This is a genomic window from Sphingomonas sp. BL-S-28, assembly GCF_055521515.1.
Genome location: NZ_CM145484.1, coordinates 2739501 through 2765122, shown reverse-complemented (window position 1 = coordinate 2765122; position 25622 = coordinate 2739501). Strand labels below are relative to the sequence as shown.

Below are 25622 nucleotides of genomic sequence, written 5' to 3'. Positions count from 1 at the left end.
AGGAACTCAGGCGGCGCTGAACGCGCTGCGCTGATCAGCGCCATAGCGTTCCAGCAGATCGGCCAGCGGCATCGGCATGCCCAGGTGATAACCCTGCGCCAGCGTGAAGCCTGCGATGCGCGCGCTGAGCATCTGTTCCTCGGTTTCGATCCCTTCGATCACGCAATCCAGCGAAAGCGAACGGGCAAGGTTGCGGATCGCGGCGATCAGTCGGCGGCCGCGCGACTCGTCAAGACGCGGTGCGAAGCTGCGGTCTATCTTGACCATGTCGAGCGGAAGTTGGTGCAGCGAGGAAAGGCTGGAATAACCGGTGCCGAAATCGTCCAAAGCGACACGCGCCCCGATCTCGCGCAGGCCTTCCAGTGCGTCCCGCGCGCTGTCGAACTTGGCAATCAGCGAGGTTTCGGTGATTTCGAAGATCAACCGCGTGGGCGTGCCGCCGGACCGTTCGGTCAGCGCGATCAGCGCAGCCACGGTTTCGGCATCGGCGATGTCCTGCCCGGAAAGGTTGAAGCACACATGCATCGAATCCGGCAGCCTGACGAGCGCGGCAAGGGCCTGCTGAAACAGCGCGAGCGTCACTTCGCGGGCGCGGCCGATGCGTTCGGCCGATGCGATCAGCATTTCCGGGGCGACCGCGCCCAACGTCGGCGAAGTCCAGCGAGCAAGGCATTCGACGCCCATGGGAGCGCGATTTTCGGTCGCGACGATGGGCTGGTAGACCATGGAAAGTTCACGCGACAGGTCGGCCGTTTGCAGCGCGGCATCCAGCGCCTGCTCGGTGCGGATCATGCGCTCCAACTCGCTGGAGAAGCGAACGCATTGGCCGCGCTTCTCGTTCTTGGCGTGATAAAGTGCGAAGTCGGCGCGGTCGAAAAGTTCGTGCGCACTGCGGCCGCTGCCGGGGAAATCGGCAAGGCCGGCTGAGCAGCCGACGGCCACGACGATGTCGCCGATCCGCGCGGGCCGACGCACTTCCATGCAGAGCGCTTGCGCCACCGCTTCGGCTTCGGTCCAGCCGCCTTTGACGATCAGGCCGAATTCGTCGCCGCCAAGACGCGCGATCACGGCATTGTCGGGGCACTGCGCCAGCATGCGTTCGCCGAGCACCTGCAGCAGGCGATCGCCCTGCGCATGGCCATAAGTGTCGTTCACCGGCTTGAAGCGGTCCAGATCGATCAGGCCCACGTAGAACACTTCGTCAGCGGCGGCGTTGACCAGCATCGATTCGAGGCAGCCGAAGAAATGGCGGCGGTTGGGCAGGCCCGTCAGCGCGTCGGTTTCCGCCAGCCGGGCATTTTCCGCCCCCAGCGCCTGCGCCTGCCGGCGTTCGCTGGCCAGCGCGCGCTGTGTGGTTTCCAGCGCGATGAACGAATCGTAGGTGTCGCGAAGGATCTTGAGGATCACCAGGGTGACCAATGCGATGTTCACTGCGATGGCCACGCGCACCAGCGGCCCCATCAAAACGCTGTAGACCAGGAAGATACTCAGCACCGTCACGCAGATCAGCAGCGCGGCGGTGGGCAGGAAGGTCAGGCAGAACACGCAGCCCAGTACGGTTACCGCGACGAAGGTGGCGACATGCCCGTGTTCGTAGGCGCCGCCGTACTGGTCCAGCGTCAACGCCCATCCCACGAATGCGAGCGAGATCATCACCGCCAGCCAGGTGGTGCGCCGCATCCGGTGCTGCGCGATCTCGCAATCGAAGTCGGCTGCGGTGGTAGGGCGCATCCAAGCAATCATGCGCACGATGCAAAGCGCGATCAGAATCGCGGGAATTGTGAGCGTGAGATAGCCCGGGGCAAGAGCGCGATGCGTGTAGGCTAGGATGCCGGCATTTACCGACAACAGGCCGTAAAGCGGTGGAATCCGCTCTCGCAGGCGCAGGTATTGCGCGACCGGCAAAGGAAATTGGCCGGCACGGTAGGACTTGGCGGGGCTGTTTTCTGCTTCTTGCAACGTCATGAACTCCGACAGCCACGGTTAGGTAACAATCGTTGAGGAAGAGTGGATGGCGGCAAAAATTTCCTCCGACTTGGCGATATCTACATAAGGCCGGGTGAGGGTGGCGAAGCCGGCGGATGACTCCTAAGGAAGCATGGGTGAGCGAGCTTCCGATCCATTCCGTGCTTCCCGAAATGCTGGCGGCCCTGCGCGCAGGGCCGCGCGCCGTGCTGATCGCGCCGCCCGGCGCCGGCAAAACAACCGCGTTGGCCCCGGCGCTTTTGGCGGAGCCCTGGTGCACCGGCACGGTCATCCTGCTTTCGCCCCGCCGCGTGGCCGCCCGCGCCGCTGCCGAACGCATGGCCGCGCAACTGGGCGAGCAGGCGGGCGAGACGATCGGCTATGTCACCCGCCTTGATGTCAAACGCACTGCGCGCACGCGTGTGGTGGTGATGACGGAGGCGATCTTCGTTGCGACAATCCTGGCCGATCCGGAGCTTTCGGGCGTTTCGGCCGTACTGTTCGACGAAGCGCACGAACGCCATCTGGACAGCGACCTTGGGCTTGCCCTTGCAGTGGAGGCCGGGGAAGTCCTGCGCGAGGACCTGCGGATCGTCGTCATGTCGGCAACGATCGACGGTGCGCGATTCGCCCGCCTGCTGGGGGCGGAAACGCCGGTGATCGAAAGCGAGGGCAAGGCCTGGCCGCTCGCGTTGCGCTGGCTGGGCGCGGCGCCGGACTTGCGGACAGAGGATGCGATGGCATCGGCGATTCTCACCGCATGGCGGGAGCAGGAGGGGGACATCCTCGCCTTCCTTCCCGGCGTTCGCGAGATCGATCGGGTGGCGGAAAGGCTGGCGGAGCGGCTTCCGCAAGCCTTGGTCCTGCCGTTGCACGGCCAGTGTGAGCCGGCCGCCCAGCGCGCGGCGATTCGCCGCGATGCGGAGGGACGGCGGCGAATCGTGCTGGCCACGGCGATTGCCGAAACCTCGCTGACGCTGGACGGCGTTTCGGTCGTCGTCGACGCCGGGCTGTCGCGGCGGGCCGAGTTCGACAAGGCGGCGGGCGTCACCCGGCTGGTTACGCATCGCGCCAGTCGCGCCTCTGCGGCGCAACGTGCCGGTCGCGCTGCCCGTCAAGGCCCCGGAGTTGCCTATCGCCTGTGGGAAGAGGCTGCGCATCCAGGGCGGCCGGAATTCGATCCGCCCGAAATGCTGACCAGCGATCTGGCGCCGTTGACGCTGTCGTTGGCGCAGTGGGGGGCGGGCGATCCGGCGGCCATGGCATGGCTCGATTCGCCGCCGGTGCCTGCGCTGGATGCCGCCCGGCGCCAGCTGGAAGCATTGGGCGCGCTCGACGGCGAAGGGCGGATCACCGATTTCGGCCGGAAGGTTGCCGGCCTGCCGATGGATCCGGCGCAGGCGGCGATGATCCTGCATGCCGCCGAACTGGGTGCGGCCGGGGCCGCAGCGAAACTGGCGTTGCTTTTGCAGGAACGCGGGCTGGGCGGCCGAAGCGAAGATCTGTCGCAGCGCCTGTCTCGCTGGGATGGAGACCGTTCGCCGCGTGCCGAAGCCTCGCGCAAGCTGGCGGCCGGCTGGGCAAAGCGTGCGCGTGCTCTGGTCAAGGCTCCGGAGCATGGCGAGGACGTTCCGGCCGGCGTACTGCTGGTGCTCGGCAGGCCGGACATGCTGGCGCGGCGCCGCGATGCGAATGGCGAGAACTGGCTCTCGGCCGGGGGCAGGGGCTATGTGCTCGATCCGGCGTCGCCGCTCGCCACGCGCGAATGGATGGTAATTGGCGATGCGCAAGGGCAGGCGCGCGGCGCGCGGATCCTGTCGGGCGCGACACTCGAATCGATCGAGGTGGAGCAATGGCTGTCCGATCGGATCGAGCGTCGCTCCGTCTTGCGCTGGAACGAATCGGAAGGCCGCGTGGAAGCACGGCTGGAGCGGCGCATCGGTGCGATTACGCTGGCATCCGGCCCCGATCCGTCGCCCGATCCAGCGGCGATTGCGGCATTCCTGCTCGAACGCGTGCGGGAGAAGGGGCTGGATCTGGTGCCGTTCGGCAAGGGTGCCCATGCCTTGCTGCGCCGCGCGCGTTATGCCGGGATCGACGCGCTGTCCGAAGAATCGCTGCTGGCCGATCTCGACGACTGGCTGGGGCCGCTGCTGGGCCGCCGCCTCGACGCGATCGACAAAGCGGCGCTGGGCGACGCACTGCGAAATCGCATGACCTGGGACGATCAGCAGACGCTGGAAAAGCTCGCGCCGCCGGAATTTCGCAGTCCGGCCGGGACCAGCCATGCCATCGATTACGAGGATGAGGGCGGGCCCAGCGTGGAAGTTCGCGTGCAGGCGCTGTTCGGGCTGGACCGTCATCCCAGTTTCGGCCAGCCGCCGCAGCCGCTTTTGCTGAAGCTGACGTCACCCGCTGGCCGCCCGATCCAGACCACGCGCGACCTGCCGGGTTTTTGGCGTGGATCGTGGCGCGATGTGCAGCGTGACATGAAGGGGCGCTATCCTCGCCACCGTTGGCCGGACGAGCCGTGGACCGAAGATCCCAGCCTGAAGACCAGAAATGCATTCGAAGCATCCCGCGGGAAATGATTTGCGCTTGATTCTCTCCCCGATTCGACGGCAAAGCGCATTCCCATGAGTGCACGCATCTATCAGCGCCCGAAGAACGCCATGCAGTCCGGCAAGGCACTGCTGGATCAGTGGATCCTCGAATTCGTCCCGGCGGAGGCGAAGAAGCCCGATCCCCTGATGGGGTGGGCCGGTTCCGGCGATACGCAGCAGCAGGTTACGCTGAAGTTCCCCACCGTGGATGAGGCGAAGGCCTATGCCGCGCGCTACGGTATCGAAGCCGAAGTGCACGCCACGCCGCCGCGCCGTCTGAAGATCCAGGCATACGCCGACAACTTCCGTTGATCGCACGCGCCTTAGGGCGCTCGTTTTTGCAGCAATCGGCCCGCGTTTCCGCCAATGGAAACGCGGGCCGATGCCGTTACAGGCCATGCGATTTTCCTGCGATCCGGGGCTGGACAAACCGACAATGCGCCGCCATATGCCCGCCCGGGAGTCGGGTGGACGTTTGCGTTCGCCAACTTGGTCAGGTCCGGAAGGAAGCAGCCACAACGGATTGCGGCGGGTCGCCCGGCTCCTTCTTCACACATCGCGAAACACCCCCCTCTTGCGGGGTTCCATGCCGCCGAAACGCGGCATTTTTTGTGCGCGGCTGTGGAGCAAATCGCTTTCCTCCTGACAATTCCGGCCCCAGCCCCTAGTTTGTCACGCGATGGACGATTCACGCGACATGTTCGGCGACAGCCCGCCCTGGAACGACGGGGACGAGGAAGAGGCCGCACCGACTTCGGCGGAAATGGAAGCTGCCGGGCAGGTGTCCATGTTCGGTGACCCCGAACCGGCGCCGGAATCTGCGGCGGAAGAGCCCGTTGTCGAGGAGGCCGAGCCCGAACCGGCGGCTGTTGCCCCGGCTCCCGCCGCCACGCCGACTGCGCCGAAGCCTACCGCGCCGGCCGGCACCGCCGCGCAGCCCTATCGCGTTCTGGCGCGCAAGTATCGTCCGCAGAGCTTCGGCGAACTGATCGGCCAGGAGGCGATGGTCCAAACCTTGGCCAACGCCATCAAGCGCGACCGGCTGGCCCATGCCTTCCTGATGACTGGCGTGCGCGGGGTCGGCAAGACCTCGACCGCGCGCCTGATCGCCAAGGCCCTGAACTGCATCGGCCCGGACGGGCAGGGCGGCCCGACCATCGATCCATGTGGCCAGTGCGAGCCTTGCCGCGCGATTGCCGAAGGCCGCCATATCGATGTGATCGAGATGGACGCCGCATCGCACACCGGCGTGGACGACGTGCGCGAGATTATCGAGGCGGTGCGCTACGCGGCCGTTTCGGCGCGCTACAAAATCTACATCATTGACGAAGTCCACATGCTGTCTCGCAATGCATTCAATGCTTTGCTGAAGACTCTTGAGGAACCGCCGGCGCATGTGAAGTTCCTCTTCGCGACGACCGAAGTGGACAAGCTGCCGGTCACGGTGCTGTCGCGCTGCCAGCGTTTCGACTTGCGCCGCATTCCTGCGCCGATGCTGGCCGAGCACTTCGCCAAGGTCTGCGGACTTGAAGGCGTGGAGGCCGAGGGGGAGGCACTGGCGATGGTCGCCGCTGCCGCCGAAGGCTCCGTGCGTGACGGTCTTTCGATCCTGGATCAGGCCATCGCCCATGCCGATCTCGACGGTGAAGGGCAGGTCCGTGCCGACAAGGTGCGCGACATGCTGGGCCTTTCGGACAAGAGCGTACAGCGCAAGCTGATCGCGGCGATTTTGGACGGCAAGGGCCCGGATCTGCTGGAGCTTGTGTCGCACCAGTTCGCGCTGGGCGTGGAGCCGATCGCCATCCTGCGCGGGTTGATGGACCTGATCCACCGCGTCGCCGTGGCGCAAGTTGCCGGTTCCGCGCACGATGCTCACTCCGCCGAGGAGCGCGAGGCGATCGAGGATTGGGCCAAGGCGCTGAAGGCCGGGCAGGTCCACCGCATCTGGCAACTGCTGCTCAAGGGTCATGACGAGGTCAAATCCGCGCCCGATCCGCTGGTCGCCACGCAAATGGCGTTGCTGCGGATCCTGCACGCGGCGGACATGCCCGATCCGGGCTCTCTGGTGAAGAAGCTGGAAGACCTTGCCGCGCGCGCGCCGGTTGCGCCGCCGGTCGTCGATGCCGCTTCCGCTCCGGCGGGCGCCGCGCCTGCTGCTGCAGTTGCGCCGGCGGTTTCGGCCCGGCGCTGGGAAGAACTGGTCGAAGACGTCGAGCATGCCGGCGAACTGTCGACCGCGAACACCATGCGCATGCAGGTGCGCGTCGTCGAACTGGGCTCCAGCCTGTTGCGCTACACGCAGCCGCCGGGTTTCAGCGAGGATATCGCATCGGTCCTGCGCGCCAGCCTGTCGAAGGCGACCGGCGAGCGTTGGGAAGTGTTCAAGGTCAGTGAAGACGGCGCGCCGACGCTTGTCGAACTGGCCGAAGCGAAGAAAACGGCCGAAAGCGATGCGGTTAGCCAGCATCCGCTGGTGGTGGCGACCAAGGCTGCGTTCCCGCAGGCCGAAGTGATTGAGGATGAACGCCCGCTTGCCGTTGGCGGCGGTGCGCGCAATTGGAGACGTTGAGATGAAGTCCATGGAAGAGATGATCCAGGCGGCGCAGCAGGCCGCCGAGACCATCCAGAAGCAGATGAACGAGACCCAGAACAAGCTGGACTCGCTGGAAGTCGAAGGGCTTTCGGGCGGCGGTCTCGTCAAGATCCGCTGCTCGGCCAAGGGCCGCGTCATCGGCGTTGCGATCGACGACAGCCTGATGGTTCCCGGCGAAAAGCAGATGCTGGAAGACCTCGTCGCCGCTGCCTACAACGACGCGCGCGTCAAGGCGGACTCGGTTGCTAACGAGGAACTGGCCAAGGCCCAGCAGGGCATGGGCCTGCCGCCGGGCTTCAAGCTGCCGTTCTGATCCGGAGCCGGTCGATCCCCAGGAATTCTGCGCTGCGGATCGGATGGCCCGAACAATAGTGACGCCGCCTCGGGAAGGTGCCGCGACTGTTTCGTGGCCGTTCCCGGGGCGGTGTTTTTTCCACTCGTGATGTTTGTGCGGCGATGACGGAGCAATGCCCGAGCGATGTGGTGCGGCCCGGCGTCTCATTTTCGGAACAGCTTCCATCCCGGAAACATTCGCTTGGTTGCGGATTTTCTAACCGGACAATAGGGATTACCGTGGAGGCGAAAGGCAAGCGCTTCCACAGTCTTTCGCGGCTATTCCATTGCGTGTTTCGCGATTGACCCCATATCTATCGCAAATGGCTGGGAGTCCGAATGGGCTTCAGCTCGTATAGAATTGGATATGCTCTTGAACCTGCTTCCGTTGCTGCCCCTGCGCGATATCGTCGTGTTTCCCGGCATGGTCGTCCCGCTTTTCGTTGGTCGCGAGAAATCGGTGGCCGCGCTGGAAGCGGCGATGGCGGGGGAAAAGGATATCTTCCTGCTCGCCCAGCTCGACCCTGGCTGCGACGATCCCGAACGGGATGACCTCTACGACACCGGCGTGATCGCCAGCGTCCTGCAACTGCTCAAGTTGCCCGATGGCACCGTCCGCGTGCTGGTGGAAGGGCAAGAGCGCGCGCGCCTGAACGGCCTTCAGGCCGAGCAGAGCGCCGAGGGCGAGATGCTGGTCGCCGAAGTCGAGCGGATCGAAGCCGATACCGCCGAAGGCACCGAAGTCGCCGCGATGATGCGCTCTGTCGTCGAACAGTTCGGCGAATATGCGAAGCTCAACAAGAAGCTGTCGCAGGATGCCGGTGAACAGCTGGGCGATATCGACGATGCCGCGCGCCTGGCCGATACGGTGGCCGCGCAGCTTTCGGCCAAGGTGGCCGACAAGCAGGCCGTCCTGTCCGAACCCGATCCGCTCAAGCGGCTCGAAATGGTCTATTCCTTCATGGAAGGCGAACTCGGCGTCCTGCAGGTCGAGCGCAAGATCCGTGGCCGCGTGAAGCGCCAGATGGAGAAGACCCAGCGCGAATATTACCTGAACGAACAGCTCAAGGCGATCCAGTCGGAGCTGGGCGGCGGCGATGGCGAAGAAGCCAATGAACTGGCCGAACTTCAGGAAAAGATCGAAAAGACCAAGCTTTCCAAGGAAGCGCGCGAAAAGGCGACTGCGGAACTGAAGAAGCTGAAGTCGATGCAGCCGATGAGCGCCGAGGCGACCGTCGTGCGCAACTATCTCGACGTGCTGCTGGGCCTGCCCTGGGGCAAGAAGAGCAAGCTGAAGCGCGACATTTCCGAGGCGCAGACGATCCTCGACGCCGATCACTATGCGCTCGACAAGGTCAAGGACCGCATCGTCGAGTATCTGGCCGTGCAGGCGCGCACCAACAAGCTGAAGGGGCCGATCCTGTGCCTCGTCGGCCCTCCGGGCGTCGGCAAGACCTCGCTCGGCAAGTCGATCGCCAAGGCGACCGGGCGCGAGTTCATCCGCCAGTCGCTGGGCGGCGTGCGTGACGAGGCCGAAATTCGCGGCCACCGTCGCACCTACATCGGCTCGCTGCCGGGCAAGATCGTCACGAACTTGCGCAAGTCGGGCAAGTCCAACCCGCTGTTCCTGCTCGACGAGATCGACAAGCTGGGCCAGGATTTCCGCGGTGATCCGGCTTCGGCGCTGCTCGAAGTGCTCGATCCCGAACAGAACGCCAAGTTCCAGGATCACTATCTGGAACTCGACATCGATCTGTCGGACGTGATGTTCGTCTGCACCGCGAACAGCCTGAACCTGCCGCAGCCGTTGCTCGATCGCATGGAGATCATCCGCCTCGAAGGATATACCGAGGATGAGAAGGTCGAGATTGCGGAGCGCCATCTGGTCCGCAAGCAGGTGGAAGCGCACGGGCTGAAGAAGGGCGAATTCACGCTGACGCAGGACGGCCTGCGCGACCTGATTCGCTACTACACCCGTGAAGCCGGCGTGCGCACGCTGGAGCGTGAGATTGCCAAGCTGGCGCGCAAGTCGCTGCGCCAGATCCTTGAGGGCAAGACCAAGGAAGTGGTGATCACGCCCGAAAACCTGGCCGATTTCGCCGGCGTGCGGAAGTTCCGCCATGGCGTGGGCGAGGAAGAGCATCAGGTGGGCGCCGTTACCGGCCTTGCCTGGACGGAAGTGGGCGGCGAACTGCTGACGATCGAAAGCGTGACCGTGCCCGGCAAGGGCGCGATCAAGGCGACCGGCAAGCTGGGCGAAGTGATGAACGAGTCGATCCAGACCGCGTTCAGCTTCGTGCGCGCCCGTTCGCCCGCCTATGGCATCAAGCCTTCGGTCTTCAACAAGAAGGACATCCACATTCACCTGCCCGAAGGCGCGGTGCCCAAGGATGGTCCCTCGGCCGGTATCGGCATGGTCACATCGATCGTTTCGACGCTGACCGGCGTGCCGGTGCGCAAGGATATCGCCATGACCGGCGAAGTCACCCTGCGTGGCCGCGTGCTGCCGATCGGCGGCCTGAAGGAGAAGCTGCTGGCAGCGCTGCGCGGCGGCATCACCACCGTGCTGATCCCGGAAGAGAACCGCAAGGATCTGGCCGAGATCCCGGAGAACGTGAAGCAGGGGCTGGATATCATTCCGGTCAGCCACGTGGACGAAGTGCTGGCCAAGGCGCTGGTCGATCCGCTCACCGCGATCGAGTGGACCGAGGCGGACGAACTGGCTGCCGCTCCTCCGCAGACTCCGGCTCCCTCCGCCACGGCGCATTAACGTTCGCCACGGCGCACTGAGCCGATCTGAATAAGGGATAAGAAAAGGGCGCCGTCGATCCGGCGCCCTTTTTCGTGGCCGCTCAAACTTCTGAAACGTGTCGGTTTTGCCGCCATGGCTCGTCCGGCGTTATCCGACGCGGGGAGTTTGCGGACAATAATTGATGGGAAATTTGCAGATTGCAGGTAAAGGGCCGCGTAACTTCGGGCCTGCAATGCGGATTGATCTCCCCACTCTCTACTTCCTTGCCATCGGCACATTGGCTCTCAGCGCGGCCATGACGCTGTGGGAGCGCCACGCGCGGCCGATGCGCAGGAAGGACCTCGGCGTCCTCGCAGCCGGTTATGCGATGCTGGCTGCCGGGTGCCTATTGGCAATGGCCCGAACGATGTTGCCCGGTGCCCTTGGCGCGGGTTTGGCCAATATGGTCATGCTGGGCGGCTATCTCCTGATATTCCGAGGTGTAGCGGGTCTGGGAGGCCGGAAACGCGGCGCGATCTCGCTGGCCATTCTGGTTTTTCAGGCGCTGGTCTGGGTGTTGATAGGCATGCGTTGGCAGGGCGTCGTCTGGAACTACGTCAGCGCATTTCCCATTGCCCTGGTCAACGTGCTGATGGCGCGAGACCTATGGACAAACGGGCGCCTTCGCCTCTTGCGATCGCATGGTATCGCGCTTGCCTTCATCATCATGCACGCGCTCTTTTATATGGGCAGGGCGTTCGTTCTGCCTTTCGCGGTGCCGGTGTTCGGGCCGCAGATGCTCGCGATTTCAAGCGTGTTCACGATGTACGAGGGCGTACTCTATTCGGTTGGCCTGCCGATGGCGCTGATGGCTCTGCTGCGAGAGGAAGCTCACGATCAATTGCTGAAAGCGTCGCGCACGGACTATCTGACCGGACTGGGCAATCGGCGTTGGTTCTTTGAAGAAGCAGAACAACATATCCGCGATACGCCAGCGGATGCGCGCACCTTTTTGCTCGCTTTCGATCTCGATCATTTCAAGACCATCAACGATCGGTTCGGCCATGCGACCGGCGATGAAGTGCTCAAACTGTTCGCGAGCTTCGCCAGACGCGTCGTAGGGGCGGATGCGATCCTTGCGCGAATCGGCGGAGAGGAATTCGCCGCATTGCTGGCCAGCGAGTCCGGCGAAGCGGCGTCATCCCTGGCGCAACGCGTGGTCAGCGGCTTTGCGGAGATCGATGTCGAAGGGGTGGACATCAAATCGACGGTCAGCATCGGCATCGCCGAACTGGGATGCGACGGGGACGATCTTGCGGATCTTCTGTCGGCCGCCGATGCCGCACTTTATCGGGCGAAAGTCAGCGGGCGCAATCGCGTAGAGCCAGCCTAGTATCCCGACCCCGGCGGTCTACGCAATTCTGATGAATTGACGTTCCGCAACCCAAAGGCGCATCTTCGGCCGAAAGCGGCGTGAGGGCCCCATGGCGACGACGGCGGACGCACATGTTCCGGTAGAGCTAGCACCCGTGCGCGGGCGGCAGCGGATCGAGAGCCTCGATGTGCTGCGGGGCATCGCGATCCTGGGCATCTTCTACATGAACATTCCTTTAATGGGCACGAACCTGTCTTCGTGGATGCCGGATCCTCGGCGCCTGTCATGGGAACCGGCCGATCAGGCGACATGGGCGGCGATCCGCATCTTCTGGGACGGTACCCAGCGCGGCCTGTTCGAATTCCTGTTCGGTGCCGGGGTGCTGGTCTTCACGGCGAAGGCGATGAAGCCGGACGATCCGGTGGCCGTTGCGGACTTGTTCTATCGCCGCAATCTCTGGCTGATCCTGTTCGGCCTGATCGATATCTTCGTGGTCCTGTGGATCGGCGATATCCTGCTGGTCTACGGGCTTTCCGCATTGTTCCTGTTCCCGTTCCGCAAGCTGCCGCCGCGCACGCTATTGGCGATGGGGCTGCTGTTTGCGCTGGTGAGTGCCATCGGCTGGCCAGGAGGCGGCGGTCTGGTCGGCTATGGCGAGCGGGTGGACCTGCTGCGGGAAGCCTCGCGCATTGAGACGAAGGAGCAGACGGGCGCGAAGCTGACCGAGAAGGAGAGCGAGGCGATCAAGGAATTTCGCAAGAAGCAGGCCGCGATCGACCTTTCCAAACCTATTCCGAAAGAGCGGCAGGAGAAGATCGAAGCCGAGCGCAAGGCGTTCAACGGCACGCCTCTCGATATGGCGCAGTTCAACTGGAGCACCTGGAACAAGGTGTTCGGCGCCGGGGGCGGCACGTTCTTCGGGGTGTTGGAAGCGGTCTGCGCGATGTTCATCGGCATGGCCCTGTTCAAATGGGGCGTGCTGCAGGGAGCGCGATCGGCACCGTTCTATCTGGTTCTGGCGATCTGCGGCTATGCGGTGGGATGCGGGCTGCGGGTCTGGGGTCTGCACGAAATCTTCCGCTTTACGCTGGAGCCCAAGATCGGCTGGATTACCGAGGAGTTTGCCCGGCTTTGTGTGACGCTGGGGCACGTCGGCCTGTTCAACCTGCTGTTACTCACGCGGCCGGGCCGATTCCTTCTGGCACCGTTCAAGGCGGTGGGCCGCATGGCCTTCACCGTTTACATGACTACCAGCGTCGTGATGATCTGGTTCGTCTTCGCACCATGGGGGCTGGGATGGTGGGAGCGGTTCGGCTGGTTCCACCTGATGGTGCTGGCAACCGCGTTCAACCTGCTGATGCTGGCACTGGCCAACGTCTGGCTGCGCCTCTTCGTCAGCGGCCCGCTGGAGTGGGTATGGCGTTCGCTATCCTACTGGAAGCGTCAGCCGTTTCTGCGGCGCAAGGGACAGGCGTTGGCCCCGCCCGCGCCCGGTGGAGAGACAGATGCCGTCTTGCCGGCGTGAAGGTTATTCCGTTTCTCGCGTCATGCTGAAACGGTAATTTTCGGTCGTTATACAATCTCTTTGCGCAAGCGGTTTGCGCAGTCTCTTGCCATGCCCGCGCTGTACCTGTAACGGGCCGCTTCCCGCGGCGCGTCCTTGCCTCGCGGGTTTTGCATGAAGGATCTTGAAATGGGTTACCGGGTTGCCGTCGTCGGCGCGACCGGAAATGTCGGCCGCGAAATGCTCAACATCCTCGCCGAGCGTGAGTTCCCCTGCGACGAGATCGCAGCGGTGGCTTCGTCGCGTTCGACCGGGACCGAGATTGAATTCGGCGAAACCGGCAAAATGCTCAAAGTAAAGAACATCGAGCACTTCGATTTCACCGGTTGGGATATTGCGCTCTTCGCCGCAGGCTCCGAACCGACGAAGATTTACGCGCCCAAGGCCGCTGCCGCAGGCTGCGTGGTGATCGACAACTCATCGCTCTACCGCATGGATCCGGACGTGCCGCTGATCGTGCCGGAAGTGAACCCGGACGCCATCGACGGCTACAAGGCGCGCAACATCATCGCCAACCCCAACTGCTCCACCGCGCAGATGGTCGTGGCGCTGAAGCCGCTGCACGACAAGGCGAAGATCAAGCGCGTCGTCGTTTCGACCTACCAGTCGGTTTCCGGCGCGGGCAAGGCGGGCCTGGACGAACTGTTCGAACAGAGCCGCGCGATCTTCGTCGGCGATCAGGTGGAAGCGCGCAAGTTCACCAAGCAGATCGCTTTCAACGTGATCCCGCACATCGATGTCTTCCTCGACGACGGTTCCACCAAGGAAGAGTGGAAGATGGTGGTCGAAACCAAGAAGATCCTCGACCCCAAGATCAAGATCCAGGCGACTTGCGTTCGCGTGCCGGTCTTCGTCGGCCACTCGGAATCGCTGAACATCGAGTTCGAGAACGAGATCTCGGCCGAGGAAGCGCAGGACATCCTGCGCGAGTCGCCGGGCATCATGCTCGTCGACAAGCGTGAGGACGGTGGCTACGTCACCCCGGTCGAAGCCGTGGGCGACAGCGCTACTTACGTCAGCCGCGTGCGCGAAGACCCGACCGTCGAGAACGGTCTGGCGCTGTGGTGCGTTTCGGACAACCTGCGTAAGGGCGCTGCCCTGAACGCGGTGCAGATCGCCGAACTGCTGGGCCGTCGTCACCTCAAGAAGGGCTGATGCGGCGGGCTTCGGCCTGAACTCAAGCAAAAAGGTCCGCGAGGCGCAGGCTTCGCGGACCTTTTTTGTTTGGCTGCACTTTTCAGGTACGATCCATCGCAACCTAGAGCAGTTTTCGACCCGACTGCGTCGGATCGACTGCTCTAAGTTTTTCGTTTGGCGCATTTTCCGAGTCATCAGGTGATTCCACCTGATTAGAAAATGCTCTAAGCGTTTGGTCCCGCTATTTCGCGGGCTCGGACACATTCTCAGGCAAGGCCAGCACTTCCAGACCCTGCGCCGGATCGAGATAGCGGCGGGCTTCGGCCTGAACATCGACAGCCGTCAGGGCCGAAAGCCTATCACGCGCGCGATTGAAGCGGTCGATACGGTCCGCCTCGGTCTGCGCGCGGTCGACGAGCGAGAGCCAGCCGCCATTGCTCTTGAGCGCGTTCTGGTAGCTTTCCAGCAGGGGTTGGCGCGCACGCTGCAGTACGTCGTCGCTGATCGGCGCCTTGCGTAGCGAAGCCATGACCTCGTCGATCGCCTTGCGCGTGGCGGGCACATCGGCCACGTCGACGGAGGCGACGACGGCGAAAGTGCCGTATCCCTTCCAGTGACGCGACAAAGAGACCCCTGCCGAGGGCGAATAGGCTTTGCCCAGTGCTTCGCGAAGGCTGTCGGTCAGTTCGATCCGCACCACGCGTTCCAGCAGTTGCAGCTTTAGCGTCTCGACGGGATCGGCGTCGTCGCGGGTCGGCCAGGTCACGCGCAGCAGTGCCTGATCGGCCGGACCGGTGTGGCGCACCACGCGCGGCTTGCGGTCGGCGGTAAACGTTCTGGGCGGCTGATCGTCGTAAGGGCGGAAAGCGGGCTCACGCGCGGGCAGGGCGCCCAGAGTGCCGGCCACCATGGCAATGGCCTTGTCCTCATCCACGTCGCCGACCACGCCGATCTCGATCGCGCCGTGCTCCAGCCGATCGCCGATATCCCGGTGCAGTTTGGCATAAGTCAGGGCGCGGTAGTCTTCCACTTTGCCAAGACTGAAACGCGGATCGTCGTCGGAAACGATCGCGCCCAGATCGGCCTGCATGGCCGACCCCGGCGTGGCGCGAAGGCGCGCGAAGTAATTGTTGATCTGCTGGCGGTACTGCACTTCGCCTTCTGGCCGGAAGCCGGGATCGGTGATCATCGCCGTCAGCAACTGAAGCTGCAGCTCAAGATCGCGCGGCGTGGTGCCGGCCTGCGCGATAAAGCTCGCCTCGCCCGTGGAAAGCCCGAAGCCCAGCGTATGGCCGGCCATGATCGTATCCAGTTCATCGCGGCTGTGCTTCCCAAGGCCGCCTTCGTCCATATAGGGCACCATGTCGGTGGCGCGCGGGTTCTCGCGCGTGTCCAGCATGTCACCGCCGTCGATGGCGATGCTCACATCCACGCGGTCCTTCACGATGTCCGTATGCTTGAGGTTCAGCATCACCCCGTTGGCAAACCGCACCTCACGGATGCCCAGCACCGGATCGCGGGTGTCGGAAACGACCGTGCCGGGCTTGCCGAAATCGGTATAGGCGAATGCGGCGACGGCGCCGGCCTGGTCGGCTGGAATCGGCGCGCGCATCGCTTGCTGCCAGGCGTCCCGGATTGCCTTTTCGCTACCTTGCGGCGGGGTGCGCCCTTCGAAGCGGATCAGCGGCTTGTCCAGCGCCAGTGCCTCCCGCTTCATCGCGCCCAGCACGGCATCGGGGGTGATCTGCGGGGCGAAGGCGGTGAAACGGTCCAGCACGGACTGCGGAGTGCCGGGTACCTGACGGTCGTCCACCAGCGCCAGCGCGGCGGCCGCCAGCGCGGCATTGCTGCGGGTATTGGCCGATCCTGCTGCATCGGTAAGCGCGGTGCGGAGCTGCGCCACCTGTTCGGCAATTTCCGCCTCGCTGAAGCCGTGGGCCAGGGCGCGGCGATATTCGCGCGCGGTTGCGGATAGGCCGGCAGCCCATTGACCATCCACACTGTCGATGATCAGACGCGTGGAACGGGCGGCCTTGAACACATCGCCGGTGCCGAATCCGGCGCCCCGGAACGGCGGCTCCGCCGAACGCGACAGGCGCTGGAGCCGCCGGTTTACAATATCGTAGCCGATCGAGCGGAGCAGATTTTCCTGCCGCTGGGCCACGCTGTCCGGCTCATCCAGCCATTTGCCGTTACGCTGGATCACCAGGCGTTCGGAAAGCGCGGGATCGATCCAGATCGCGCTGCGGCCCTTGTCCTTGGCATCGACCGGGCCGGCGCCGGGCTGCGGCTCTGCGGTGCGCGGCTGCCAGTTATCGAACCGGGTGCGGATGGCGGCTTCCACGGCATCGGCGTCGAAATCGCCGATCACCACCAGCGTCGTATGCGCGGGCACGTATTCGCGCTCGTAGAAGGCGCGAATCGTTTCTGCGCTGGCAGCGTTCAACGTCTCGGTAGTGCCGATCGGGAAACGGCGGACATAGCGCGAGGCGGGATAGAAGAAGCCGGAGGAGGCCACGCTGTTGCGGTAAGCGAACGTGTTGCGATCGCGCATTTCGGAAAAGATCACGCCGCGCTCCCGGTCCACCGCCGCTTGCGAAAGTGTGAGTTCGCTGGCGGTTTCGCGCATGAGCATCAGCGCGGTATCCAGCAGGTGCGTGTCCGCGCGGGGCAGGTCCAGCTTGTAGACGGTGCGTTCGAACGTGGTGGAGGCGTTGGTGTCGGCGCCGAAGGCCAGCCCCTCACGCTCCAGCAGCGGCACCATCTGCCCCTCCGGCACATGGGTGGATCCGTTGAAGGCCATGTGCTCCAGGAAATGGGCGAAGCCCTGCTCCGCATCGGTTTCGTCCAGCGATCCGGCGGAGACTTCCATACGCACCACCGCCGTGCCCGCAGGCGTTGCATTGTGGCGGATGACATAGCGCATGCCGTTGGCCAGCCGGCCGAAGCGAAAGTCCGGATCGACCGGGACGTCGCTCTTTTCGAAAGCCCAGCTGGTATCGTCGGCAGGCGGGGCCGATGCCTCCTTCGCGATGGCCGGGGCCGATACCGTCAGGAGAAGCGCGGTGATGAGGATCGTTCGCATGGAGCACCAATGTCCGAGCAAGCTTCTGATAACAAGGGCGCGGTGTGCGGGGCACCGCCGCTTTTGTGAAGTTAGAGCAGTTTTCGACCCGACTGCGTCGGATCGACTGCTCTAAGTTTTTGGTTTGTCGCATTTTCCGAGTCATCAGGTGATTCCACCTGATTAGAAAATGCTCTAAAACGCAAGAAAGCCCGGCGCACCTTGCGGTGGCCGGGCTTTCCCGTGCATCGATTATCCGGCCTTACTTGCCGCGCAGCTTGCGGTGCTTGGACAGATCCAGAACCTCGCTGGGTTCGTTGTCGTCCTGCAGCAGGCCAAGGCGGCGGGCCACTTCCTGATAGGCCTCTTCCTCACCGCCCAGATCGCGGCGGAAGCGGTCCTTGTCCAGCTTTTCGCCGGTGTGCATGTCCCACAGGCGGCAGCCGTCGGGGCTGATTTCGTCCGCCAGGATCACGCGGCTGTAGTCGCCGTCCCAGATGCGGCCGAATTCCAGCTTGAAGTCGACAAGGCGGATGTTGATCGCCGCGAACATGCCGCACATGAAGTCGTTCACGCGGATCGCCATCGCCGAGATGTCCTGCATCTCTTCGTTGGTGGCCCAGCCGAAGCAGGCGATGTGCTCTTCGGCGATCATCGGATCACCCAGCGCGTCATCCTTGAAGTAGTATTCGATCAGTGTGTGCGGCAGCGGCTCACCCTCGGGGATGCCGAGGCGCTTGGAGATCGAACCGGCGGCCACGTTGCGCACCACGACCTCGATCGGGATGATTTCCACCTGGCGGACCAGCTGTTCGCGCATGTTCAGGCGGCGAATGAAGTGGTTCGGCACGCCGATGTGGTTCAGGCGCGTGAACACGTACTCGCTGATGCGGTTGTTGATCACGCCCTTGCCCTGGATCGTGCCCTTCTTCTGAGCGTTGAACGCAGTGGCATCGTCCTTGAAGTACTGGATCAGGGTGCCGGGTTCGGGGCCTTCATAGAGGATCTTGGCCTTGCCCTCGTAGATCTGGCGGCGACGGGACATGCGTGTTCGTCCTTAGATGGGTAAAAGAGCAAGCCCCGGCGCGGGGGCATCGCTATGCGATTGCGCGGCCGGGGCGTTCGAGCGCGCATATAGTTCAATGGGGGGCAAAAGCAAACCGGCTTGGCCGGAATGGCGGTTGGAATGCCGCAGGAGGCAATACGGCAGCGGCGCAAGGAAGCGATCGCCAGGGGATTGCCGGCGGCGAAGCGGCGGATTACCGATCGCTCGATCCCCGGTTTTCAGGGACTTGAAAGGCCACGGCGACAATGCCCGTCACGATCCACGCCCTTACCGGCGATGAAATTCTGGCCGCGCTGGACGATCTGGCACGGCTGCGGATCGCGGTCTTTGCCGAGTGGCCCTATCTCTACGACGGCGACGCGGGATACGAGCGGGACTATCTTGCCGCCTTCGCGGCCGCACCGCAGGCGATTCTCGTGGCGGCACGGGATGGCGGCAGGATCGTCGGCATGGCCACGGCGTCGCCGCTGGCCGCGCAGGAGGCCTCTCTGCGGGCGCCGCTGGAACGCGCCGGGTACGACGTTTCGAGGGTGTTCTATTTCGGCGAATCGGTACTGCTGCCGGCATGGCGCGGGCAGGGCATCGGTCATGCCTTCTTCGATCACCGCGAAGCGCAGGCGCAAATCTGCGGCGCCAAGGATGCCGCTTTTGCCGCCGTCATCCGCCCGGCGGACCATCCGGACCGGCCGCAGAGCTATCGCCCGCTGGACGCCTTCTGGCGCAAGCGCGGCTACGCGCCGATATCGGGGCTGACTTGCGCGCTGGCGTGGAAGGACCATCGCGATACGGAGGAGACGACGAAGGCGTTGCAGTATTGGATGCGGTGTTTTTAATCCGCGATGGCGGCGACCAGATTGCGCGCGGCCGCATCGACCTGTTCCCAGGTGGTGACGAAACCTTCGGGCCCGCCGAAGTAGGGATCGTCCACGTCGCGTCCTTCAAAACCTGGTACATGATCGAGCATCAGCGAGAGCCGGGCGCGGTGCGACCGGGGCGCCAGCCGTTCGAGATTGGCGAAATTGCTGCCGTCCATCGCGATGACGTGGTCGAACCGTTCGAAGTCGGCCGGCGTCACTTGCCGTGCCCGATAGGCGGAAATGTCGATGCCGTGGCGTAAGGCTTCGGCCTGGGCGCGCGGGTCCGGTCCGTTGCCGATGTGCCATGATCCGGTGCCTGCCGAATCGATGATCAGTTCCATCCCCGCCGCCGTCGCTTGCCGGCGCATGGCCGCTTCAGCCAGCGGAGAGCGACAGATGTTGCCAAGGCAGACGAAAAGGAAGGACGGATAAGCGCTCATCGCTCTCGCCTACCTCCGGGACGCGGGCGGCTCAACAGTGAATGCCCGCTCACACCGTGCTCGCTATCTCCGCCGCCAGCAGTTGGACCGTTGAGCGCACATCGTTGGACAGGAACGGCTTGCCCAGCATCGGCCGCCGCGCATGCGCAGTGGGCAAATGGCTGCGGTCGTACCCGCTCACGAAGGCGAAGGGGATCGACCGGGCAGCCAGTTCGTCGGCAACGCAGTCGATCTTTTCGCCATTGAGGTTGCCGTCCAGCAGCGCCAGATCGGGCGCACCTTCGCGGATCAGGGCCACCGCCTGGTCGCAAGTGTTGGCCGGCCCAAGGGGGACTGCGCCCGAATCCTCGATCTCCATCATCAGTTCCATCGCCACCAAGGGTTCGTCCTCGACAACGAGAATACGCAGCGTGCCGGGATTGGGGGATGCTGCGGGATCCGGATTGCTGGCAGGAGCCGAAGGGCTGTGGTCATCGGGCGGCAGCGCCAAGGGCAGCACGAGATGCCAATGCACGCCGTCCGGAGCGAAATTGGCGGAGATCTGCGCGCCGTCGGCCGTCATGCTGCTTTGGATCAGGGTCGATCCGAAACCGCGCCGTTCGGGCGCGATCACGGGCGGGCCGCCGCTTTCGCGCCAAGCGAAGTCCAGCACGCCGCCGACATAGTCCCAAGTAAGGGCAACGATGCCGATTTCGTTCGAAAGCGCACCGTATTTGTGGGCGTTCGTGGTCAGTTCGTGAAGGATCAGCGAGAAGCGCAGCGCCAGTTCCGGCGGCAGATCGAGATCGGGGCCGGAAAGCCGCAGGCGATCCTCGCTGACCGTGCCGATCGCCACCTGATCGGCGATCAGGCGTCGCAGCCCGGCCGCTTCCCACGTGGTGGCGCTGAGCAAGGAGTGCGCGCGGGCCAGGGCTTGAAGACGGCCGGTGAAGGCCCCCTGGAAGACTTGCGGCGAAGGGGCGTGGCGCAACCCCTGAGAGGCAATGGCCTGCACGGTGGCCAGCGTGTTCTTCACGCGGTGGTTCAGCTCGCCGATCAGCAGGCGCTGCGTTTCCTCCGCGCGGTGGCGGGCGGTAACGTCGAGCAGTTCGATCATTACCGTGGCGGGGCGCAGGCCGGTTCCGGCGAGCGAGGAGCAGTACCATTCGCCCTCGCGCAGTGCGCCGTCGGCGCGCAGATAGCGATGCTGCTGCATCTCGCGCCGGTCGCCCCCGCCCAGCAGGGCGCGCATGTTCTCCAGGAAATGGCCGCGCTCGCCCTCCACAAGGAAGGGGGCGTCCTCGACCCGGATGCCCAGCATGTCTTCGGCGGCAAAGCCGATCTCGCGCTCGGCGCTGCGATACCAGCTGACCACCCGCAGGTTGGCGTCGATCTCCAGCACGGCGAGCGGCGAATTGTCGCCATGCGCGCGCAACCGGCCGAGCGCGAGGCCGAGTTCGTCGCGCTGGCGGGCGATCTCGCGCCGCTGTCGGGCGAGTTCGACGAAAACCGCGACTTTCGAATTCAGCTCGGTAATGTCCAGCGGCTTCAGCAGGTAATCGACCGCGCCGGTCTCATAACCGCGGAACTTGCGCCGCTCGTCGGTGGCGACGGCGGTAAGGAAGATGATCGGAACCCCGCGCGTGCGTTCCGTCCCGCGCATCAGTTCGGCCAGCTCGAAACCGTCCATGCCCGGCATCTGCACATCGAGCAGGGCCAGCGCGAACTCTTCGCGCAGCAGCACTTCCAGCGCGTCGAAGCCAGAAGGCACCGTAACCAGTTCGATGCCCGGCTGGTCCAGCGCGGCTTCCAGCGCGACGAGGTTCTCCGGCACGTCATCGACGGCGAGGATCTTGAGGGGCTCATTCAGCAAAAGCCATCTCCTCTGCCTGAAGGCTGGTACGTCGCCAGATCTTTTCCAGCGGTGCGAAATCCGCAAAGCTTTCGCCTTCGGCGGAGAATTGCACCGTCTCCTTGGATCCCAATCCCAGGAACCCGCCGGGGGGAAGCGAACTGGCGAAAAGCCCCAGCGCGCGGTCCTGCAGGGCCCGGTCGAAATAGATCAGCACGTTGCGGCTGGAAACAAACTGCACTTCGGAGAACACCGCATCGCTGGCAAGGTTGTGATCGGCAAAGACCGCCCGCTTGCGCAAGGTGGGGTCGAAACGGGCGACGCCGTAGCTGGCGGTGTAGTAGTCCGACAGCGATCCTTGTCCACCCGCTTCGCGATAGTTGCGCGAGAAGCCGGCGAGCCGGTCGATCTCGTAGACCCCGGCCTCCGCGCGGGCGAGGGCGGCGGGATTGATGTCGGTACAATAGAACAGCGTGCGTTCGCCAAGGCCTTCCTCGCGGAACAGGATCGCCAGCGAATAGAACTCCTCGCCATTGGCGCAGCCCGCGACCCAGACCTTGATCGAGGGCCAGGTGCGCAAGTGCGGGATCACCTGTTCGCGCACCGCCCGGAAATATTCCGGATCGCGGAACATCTCGCTCACCTGAATTGTCAGGAAGCCGATCAATACGTTCAGACTGTCGGGATCGTGGAGAATCCGGTCAAGCAGGCTGGATAAGTGGGGATAGCCGAAATGCGATTGCGCCCGCTGCAGGCGGCGCAGCAGAGAGGCGCGCGAATAGTCGCGGAAATCGTATTGATAGCGCCGCCAGATCGCCTCCACCAGAAGGTCTACTTCAAGCTCTTCCAGCGCCTCCCCTATCGGGCCTGCCACCGGCCTGCCGCTCGCTTTCATCGTGGCATCCACACGCGTACGAGGCTGAGCAGCTTGTCGATGTCCAGCGGTTTCGAAAGGTAGTCGTTGGCGCCGGCCTCAAGGCATTCCAGGTGGTCGCGCTCCATGGCCTTGGCGGTCAGCGCGATCACCGGCAGGCCCTTCCACTGCGCGTGCTTGCGGATTTCGCGCATGCAGGCGAGGCCGTCCATCTCCGGCATCATCACATCCATCAGCACCAGATCGACCGGCGGACCGTCACTGTCCGCCGCGCGGGCCAGTTCGTTCAGGGCTTCGATCCCGTTGCGGGCGATGCGGACCGATACGCCGTGCGGTTCCAGCACCGAGGTGAGCGCGTAGATGTTGCGGATGTCATCTTCCACCACCAGGATCTGGCGGCCTTCCAGCGCCGCGTCGCGGCCCAGCGCGCGGGCCAGCAACTGCTGCTTTTCCTGGGGCAGTTCGGACACGACCTGGTGGAGGAACAGCGTCACTTCGTCCAGCAGGCGCTCGGGGCTCTTGGCGCCCTTGACGATGATCGACTTGGAGTAGCGACGCAGCCGCATCTCCTCTTCCTCGGAAAGCTCGCGGCCGGTGTAGACGATCACTGGCGGGAAGCCGACGCTCTCATCGTGGGAGAGGCGCTCCAGCAGGTCCAGCCCCGACATGTCCGGCAGGTTTAGGTCCAGCACCATGCAGTCGAAGGTGTCGGCGGCCAGCCGTTCCAGGCAGTCGGCGGCGCTTTGCACGTCCACCGTTTCCACGTCGCGCGAGGCGAGAAGATGATGGATCGCTTCGGCCTGGCGGGCATCGTCCTCCACCACCAGCACGCGCCGCAGGCGCTGCGCCATCCGCGCCTCCAGCCCTTCCAGCATGTCCACCAGCGTATCGCGGCTGACCGGCTTGAACAGATAGCCCACTGCTCCGCTCGCCAGCGCGGCATGATCATCGTGATCGGCGGAGACGATGTGCACCGGGATATGGCGCGTGCGCGTGTCGCGCTTGATCCGGTCCAGCACCGAAAGGCCGGTGTGATCGGGCAGGTGCATGTCCAGGATCACGGCCTGCGGCAGATACTGCCGCGCCAGCAGGGCACCTTCGTCCGCCGTGCCGGCAATCAGGCACTGGAAGCCCACCTCATGCGCAAGGTCGGCAAGGATTCGTGCGAAGGCCGGATCATCCTCCACGATCAGGATCACGCGAGAGGTGCCGGACAGCGTTTCGCGATCGTCCTGGGGCACGGGTCCGCGACGCGCGGCGGCAGGCGCGGCCATCGGCGCGGGGGCAGGGGCGGCTGGGCGGACGGGGAAGGATTTTTCGTCCTGAGAAAGCGTTTCCGGCAATTCCAGGGTGAAAGTGCTGCCCTCGCCGGGTGTGCTTTCCAGTGAGATGGTGCCGCCCAGCAAATGCGCCAGCTCGCGCGAGATCGAGAGGCCGAGGCCGGTGCCGCCATACTTGCGGGCGATGCCGCCATCGGCCTGGCGGAAGGCTTCGAAGATCACGTCCTGCTGTTCCGCCGCGATACCCGGCCCGGTATCGCGAACGGCAAAGGCGATGCGCCCAGTCGGCGTCCGCGTGACGGCCAGAGACACTTCGCCGCTGTCAGTGAACTTGATGGCGTTGGACAGGAAGTTCTTCAGCACCTGTTCCAGCCGCAGCGGATCGGTGTGAACGGCTTCGGGAACATCGGTCGAGACAGACAGGGCGAGAGACAGGTTCTTTTCGGAAGCGGAAGGCGCAAAGGCACCTTCCAGCTTGGCGAGAAGGGTGTTCACGCCGACCTGCTGCGGTTCCAGTTCGAGGTGTCCGGCCTCGATCTTCGAAATGTCCAGCACATCGTTGATCAGCGTCAGCAGATCGTTTCCGGAGGATTCGATGGTTTCGGAAAACCGCACCTGCTCCTCGGTCAGGTTGCCGGCGCGATTGTCGGCCAGTAGCCGGGCCATGATAAGCAGCGAATTGAGCGGCGTGCGCAGCTCGTGGCTCATGTTGGCCAGGAATTCGCTCTTGTAGCGGCTGGCCTGTTCCAGTTCCTCCGCCTGGCTGCGCAGCTGCGTTTGCGAGCGGGCAAGCTCGTCGCGCTGTGCCTCCAACGACTGGCTGTGTTCTTCCAGTTGCGAATTGAACCTTTCGAGTTCGGCCTGCTGTTCCTCAAGCTGCGATTGCGAGTGCATCAGCAGCTTGCTCTGCGCTTCAAGCTCGTCGTTGGTGGCGCGCAGTTCCTCGCTCTGGTTCTGCAGTTCTTCCGCTTGCTGCTGCGTTTCCACCAGGAGTTGTTCCAGCCGTGCACGATACTTCGCGGCGCGCAGCGTAATGCCCAGCGATCCGGCAACGAGGTCCAGGAATGCCGCCAGGTCCTGCGGGCGAGATGTCGGAGCGTCCAGAAAACCCAGTTCGATCACGCCATTGACCTGCCCGTCGGCCTGCGTCGCCCCCATCACCAACCGCGCGGGAGTGGCGCGGCCAAGCGAGGAGCCGAAGGCAAGGTAGCCGTGGGGCACATGGTCAATGGCGGCGGTGCGGCCGGTGCGGGCCACTTCGCCCAACAGGCCTTCGCCCGGAACGATCCGTTCGGGCAAGTCCGCGCCCGCCGGTACGCCCCAGGTTCCGGTCTTGTGAAAGCCGCCCTCATCATGGACGTAGATCGCGCCGGCGATGGCGCCAAAGCGTTCGCCCAGAAAAGCGAGGGCCCGGCCGCTCAGTTCGTCCAGTGGAATGCTGCCGGCCGTCGCCCGCGCCAGATCGTTCTCACTCTCCCGCATCCATTGCTGGTGCTGGTTGGCGTTGCGGTAGCGGATCAGCATGAAGCCAATGCCCGCGATCAGCAGGTTGGTTAGCCCCGACAGCGATCGATTGGTCATGGCCACTTCGGGGCCGAGGCCCTGAGGGGCGATGAAATAGGCCAGAAAGGCGCAGCCCACACCCGCGACGGCGGCCAGCAGCGGCGTCACCGGTCGCCGTGCGACATAGGCGATCACCGTGGGCAGCAGATAGAGGACGCTTACGCCCGTTCCCAGAGGAATGGTGATGTCGAGAACGAGGCAGAGCCCCAGAACGGCCAGAATGATGAGTGCGAGCTGAGCCTGCAGGTTGAAAATCTTGGGCGACGCCATCTTCGATCTCAGGGGCGAATGGATAGAGCGGGCCGTGTTTTCCCCCATCACGTACGGCCCCCGGATCAGGTCCTAA

At 64.2% G+C, this 25622-nt stretch carries 16 protein-coding genes and 1 other RNA gene; 10 read left to right on the top strand and 7 right to left on the bottom strand.

Annotated features, from left to right (window positions below):
* Positions 1-6 precede the first annotated feature (6 nt).
* The gene (locus ACZ1JC_RS21675; protein ID WP_465138196.1) at positions 7-1965 is read right to left on the bottom strand and encodes a putative bifunctional diguanylate cyclase/phosphodiesterase; all 1959 of its coding nucleotides are present in this window, start codon (positions 1963-1965) and stop codon (positions 7-9) included.
* Between the two features lie 137 nt (positions 1966-2102).
* On the opposite strand from ACZ1JC_RS21675, the gene hrpB reads away from it, so the two are divergent.
* The 9 genes from hrpB (at position 2103) to ACZ1JC_RS21630 (ending at position 14319) form a co-directional block, all read left to right on the top strand.
* A complete protein-coding gene (gene hrpB / locus ACZ1JC_RS21670) occupies positions 2103-4556 on the top strand; it encodes an ATP-dependent helicase HrpB (RefSeq protein ID WP_465138197.1) in 2454 nt (817 codons plus the stop codon).
* A 45-nt stretch (positions 4557-4601) separates the two neighbouring features.
* Positions 4602-4880: an ETC complex I subunit gene (locus tag ACZ1JC_RS21665; protein WP_465138198.1), complete on the top strand. Its 279-nt coding sequence runs from the start codon at positions 4602-4604 to the stop codon at positions 4878-4880.
* Between the two features lie 144 nt (positions 4881-5024).
* An RNA gene (ffs, locus tag ACZ1JC_RS21660) (signal recognition particle sRNA small type) lies at positions 5025-5119 on the top strand.
* A gap of 128 nt (positions 5120-5247) precedes the next feature.
* Complete coding sequence (locus ACZ1JC_RS21655; protein ID WP_465138199.1) at positions 5248-7137, top strand: DNA polymerase III subunit gamma/tau; 1890 nt, start codon at positions 5248-5250, stop codon at positions 7135-7137.
* A gap of 1 nt (position 7138) precedes the next feature.
* On the top strand, positions 7139-7474 hold the full coding sequence (locus tag ACZ1JC_RS21650) for a YbaB/EbfC family nucleoid-associated protein (RefSeq protein WP_395395359.1): 336 nt from the start codon (positions 7139-7141) through the stop codon (positions 7472-7474).
* 387 nt (positions 7475-7861) lie between these two features.
* A complete protein-coding gene (lon, locus tag ACZ1JC_RS21645; protein ID WP_465138200.1) occupies positions 7862-10264 on the top strand; it encodes an endopeptidase La in 2403 nt (800 codons plus the stop codon).
* 163 nt (positions 10265-10427) lie between these two features.
* On the top strand, positions 10428-11618 hold the full coding sequence (locus ACZ1JC_RS21640) for a GGDEF domain-containing protein (protein WP_465138201.1): 1191 nt from the start codon (positions 10428-10430) through the stop codon (positions 11616-11618).
* A 91-nt stretch (positions 11619-11709) separates the two neighbouring features.
* Positions 11710-13125, top strand: coding sequence for a DUF418 domain-containing protein (locus ACZ1JC_RS21635; RefSeq protein WP_465138202.1), 1416 nt, complete (start codon positions 11710-11712; stop codon positions 13123-13125).
* Between the two features lie 168 nt (positions 13126-13293).
* On the top strand, positions 13294-14319 hold the full coding sequence (locus ACZ1JC_RS21630) for an aspartate-semialdehyde dehydrogenase (RefSeq protein WP_465138521.1): 1026 nt from the start codon (positions 13294-13296) through the stop codon (positions 14317-14319).
* Positions 14320-14542: 223 nt separating this feature from the next.
* Here ACZ1JC_RS21630 and ACZ1JC_RS21625 read toward each other — a convergent pair whose 3' ends face one another.
* Together ACZ1JC_RS21625 and purC are read right to left on the bottom strand one after the other, a co-directional pair.
* Positions 14543-17386 carry a M16 family metallopeptidase gene (locus tag ACZ1JC_RS21625; protein ID WP_465138203.1) on the bottom strand — a complete coding sequence of 948 codons (2844 nt, stop codon included), beginning with the start codon at positions 17384-17386 and terminating at the stop codon, positions 14543-14545.
* Between the two features lie 241 nt (positions 17387-17627).
* Positions 17628-18410 carry a phosphoribosylaminoimidazolesuccinocarboxamide synthase gene (purC, locus tag ACZ1JC_RS21620; protein ID WP_465138204.1) on the bottom strand — a complete coding sequence of 261 codons (783 nt, stop codon included), beginning with the start codon at positions 18408-18410 and terminating at the stop codon, positions 17628-17630.
* Positions 18411-18676: 266 nt separating this feature from the next.
* On the opposite strand from purC, the gene ACZ1JC_RS21615 reads away from it, so the two are divergent.
* Positions 18677-19264 (top strand): GNAT family N-acetyltransferase, encoded by a 588-nt coding sequence (locus ACZ1JC_RS21615; protein ID WP_465138205.1) that lies wholly within the window; start codon positions 18677-18679, stop codon positions 19262-19264.
* Here the strand turns inward: ACZ1JC_RS21615 and ACZ1JC_RS21610 are convergent.
* Genes ACZ1JC_RS21610 through ACZ1JC_RS21595 form a run of 4 tightly spaced genes read right to left on the bottom strand, consistent with a single transcriptional unit; the run spans position 19261 to position 25546 of the window.
* Complete coding sequence (locus tag ACZ1JC_RS21610) at positions 19261-19728, bottom strand: low molecular weight protein-tyrosine-phosphatase (RefSeq protein ID WP_465138206.1); 468 nt, start codon at positions 19726-19728, stop codon at positions 19261-19263. The two genes, ACZ1JC_RS21615 and ACZ1JC_RS21610, sit on opposite strands and share 4 nt — an antisense overlap.
* 49 nt (positions 19729-19777) lie before the next feature.
* Positions 19778-21580: a response regulator gene (locus ACZ1JC_RS21605; protein WP_465138207.1), complete on the bottom strand. Its 1803-nt coding sequence runs from the start codon at positions 21578-21580 to the stop codon at positions 19778-19780.
* A complete protein-coding gene (locus ACZ1JC_RS21600) occupies positions 21570-22454 on the bottom strand; it encodes a CheR family methyltransferase (RefSeq protein ID WP_465138208.1) in 885 nt (294 codons plus the stop codon). The genes ACZ1JC_RS21605 and ACZ1JC_RS21600 overlap by 11 nt, the downstream gene beginning before the upstream one ends.
* Positions 22451-25546 (bottom strand): response regulator, encoded by a 3096-nt coding sequence (locus ACZ1JC_RS21595; RefSeq protein ID WP_465138209.1) that lies wholly within the window; start codon positions 25544-25546, stop codon positions 22451-22453. Before ACZ1JC_RS21595 ends, ACZ1JC_RS21600 begins: the two co-directional genes overlap by 4 nt.
* Positions 25547-25622 lie beyond the last annotated feature (76 nt).

What these genes read in the sequence shown, in the direction of transcription:
- ACZ1JC_RS21675 (WP_465138196.1), bottom strand. Translation starts at nt 1,965, where the DNA reads ATGACGTTGCAAGAAGCAGAAAACAGCCCCGCCAAGTCCTACCGTGCC.
- ACZ1JC_RS21665 (WP_465138198.1), top strand. Translation starts at nt 4,602, where the DNA reads ATGAGTGCACGCATCTATCAGCGCCCGAAGAACGCCATGCAGTCCGGC.
- ACZ1JC_RS21655 (WP_465138199.1), top strand. Translation starts at nt 5,248, where the DNA reads ATGGACGATTCACGCGACATGTTCGGCGACAGCCCGCCCTGGAACGAC.
- ACZ1JC_RS21650 (WP_395395359.1), top strand. Translation starts at nt 7,139, where the DNA reads ATGAAGTCCATGGAAGAGATGATCCAGGCGGCGCAGCAGGCCGCCGAG.
- lon (WP_465138200.1), top strand. Translation starts at nt 7,862, where the DNA reads ATGCTCTTGAACCTGCTTCCGTTGCTGCCCCTGCGCGATATCGTCGTG.
- ACZ1JC_RS21640 (WP_465138201.1), top strand. Translation starts at nt 10,428, where the DNA reads ATGGGAAATTTGCAGATTGCAGGTAAAGGGCCGCGTAACTTCGGGCCT.
- ACZ1JC_RS21635 (WP_465138202.1), top strand. Translation starts at nt 11,710, where the DNA reads ATGGCGACGACGGCGGACGCACATGTTCCGGTAGAGCTAGCACCCGTG.
- ACZ1JC_RS21630 (WP_465138521.1), top strand. Translation starts at nt 13,294, where the DNA reads ATGGGTTACCGGGTTGCCGTCGTCGGCGCGACCGGAAATGTCGGCCGC.
- ACZ1JC_RS21625 (WP_465138203.1), bottom strand. Translation starts at nt 17,386, where the DNA reads ATGCGAACGATCCTCATCACCGCGCTTCTCCTGACGGTATCGGCCCCG.
- purC (WP_465138204.1), bottom strand. Translation starts at nt 18,410, where the DNA reads ATGTCCCGTCGCCGCCAGATCTACGAGGGCAAGGCCAAGATCCTCTAT.
- ACZ1JC_RS21615 (WP_465138205.1), top strand. Translation starts at nt 18,677, where the DNA reads ATGCCCGTCACGATCCACGCCCTTACCGGCGATGAAATTCTGGCCGCG.
- ACZ1JC_RS21610 (WP_465138206.1), bottom strand. Translation starts at nt 19,728, where the DNA reads ATGAGCGCTTATCCGTCCTTCCTTTTCGTCTGCCTTGGCAACATCTGT.
- ACZ1JC_RS21600 (WP_465138208.1), bottom strand. Translation starts at nt 22,454, where the DNA reads ATGAAAGCGAGCGGCAGGCCGGTGGCAGGCCCGATAGGGGAGGCGCTG.
- ACZ1JC_RS21595 (WP_465138209.1), bottom strand. Translation starts at nt 25,546, where the DNA reads ATGGCGTCGCCCAAGATTTTCAACCTGCAGGCTCAGCTCGCACTCATC.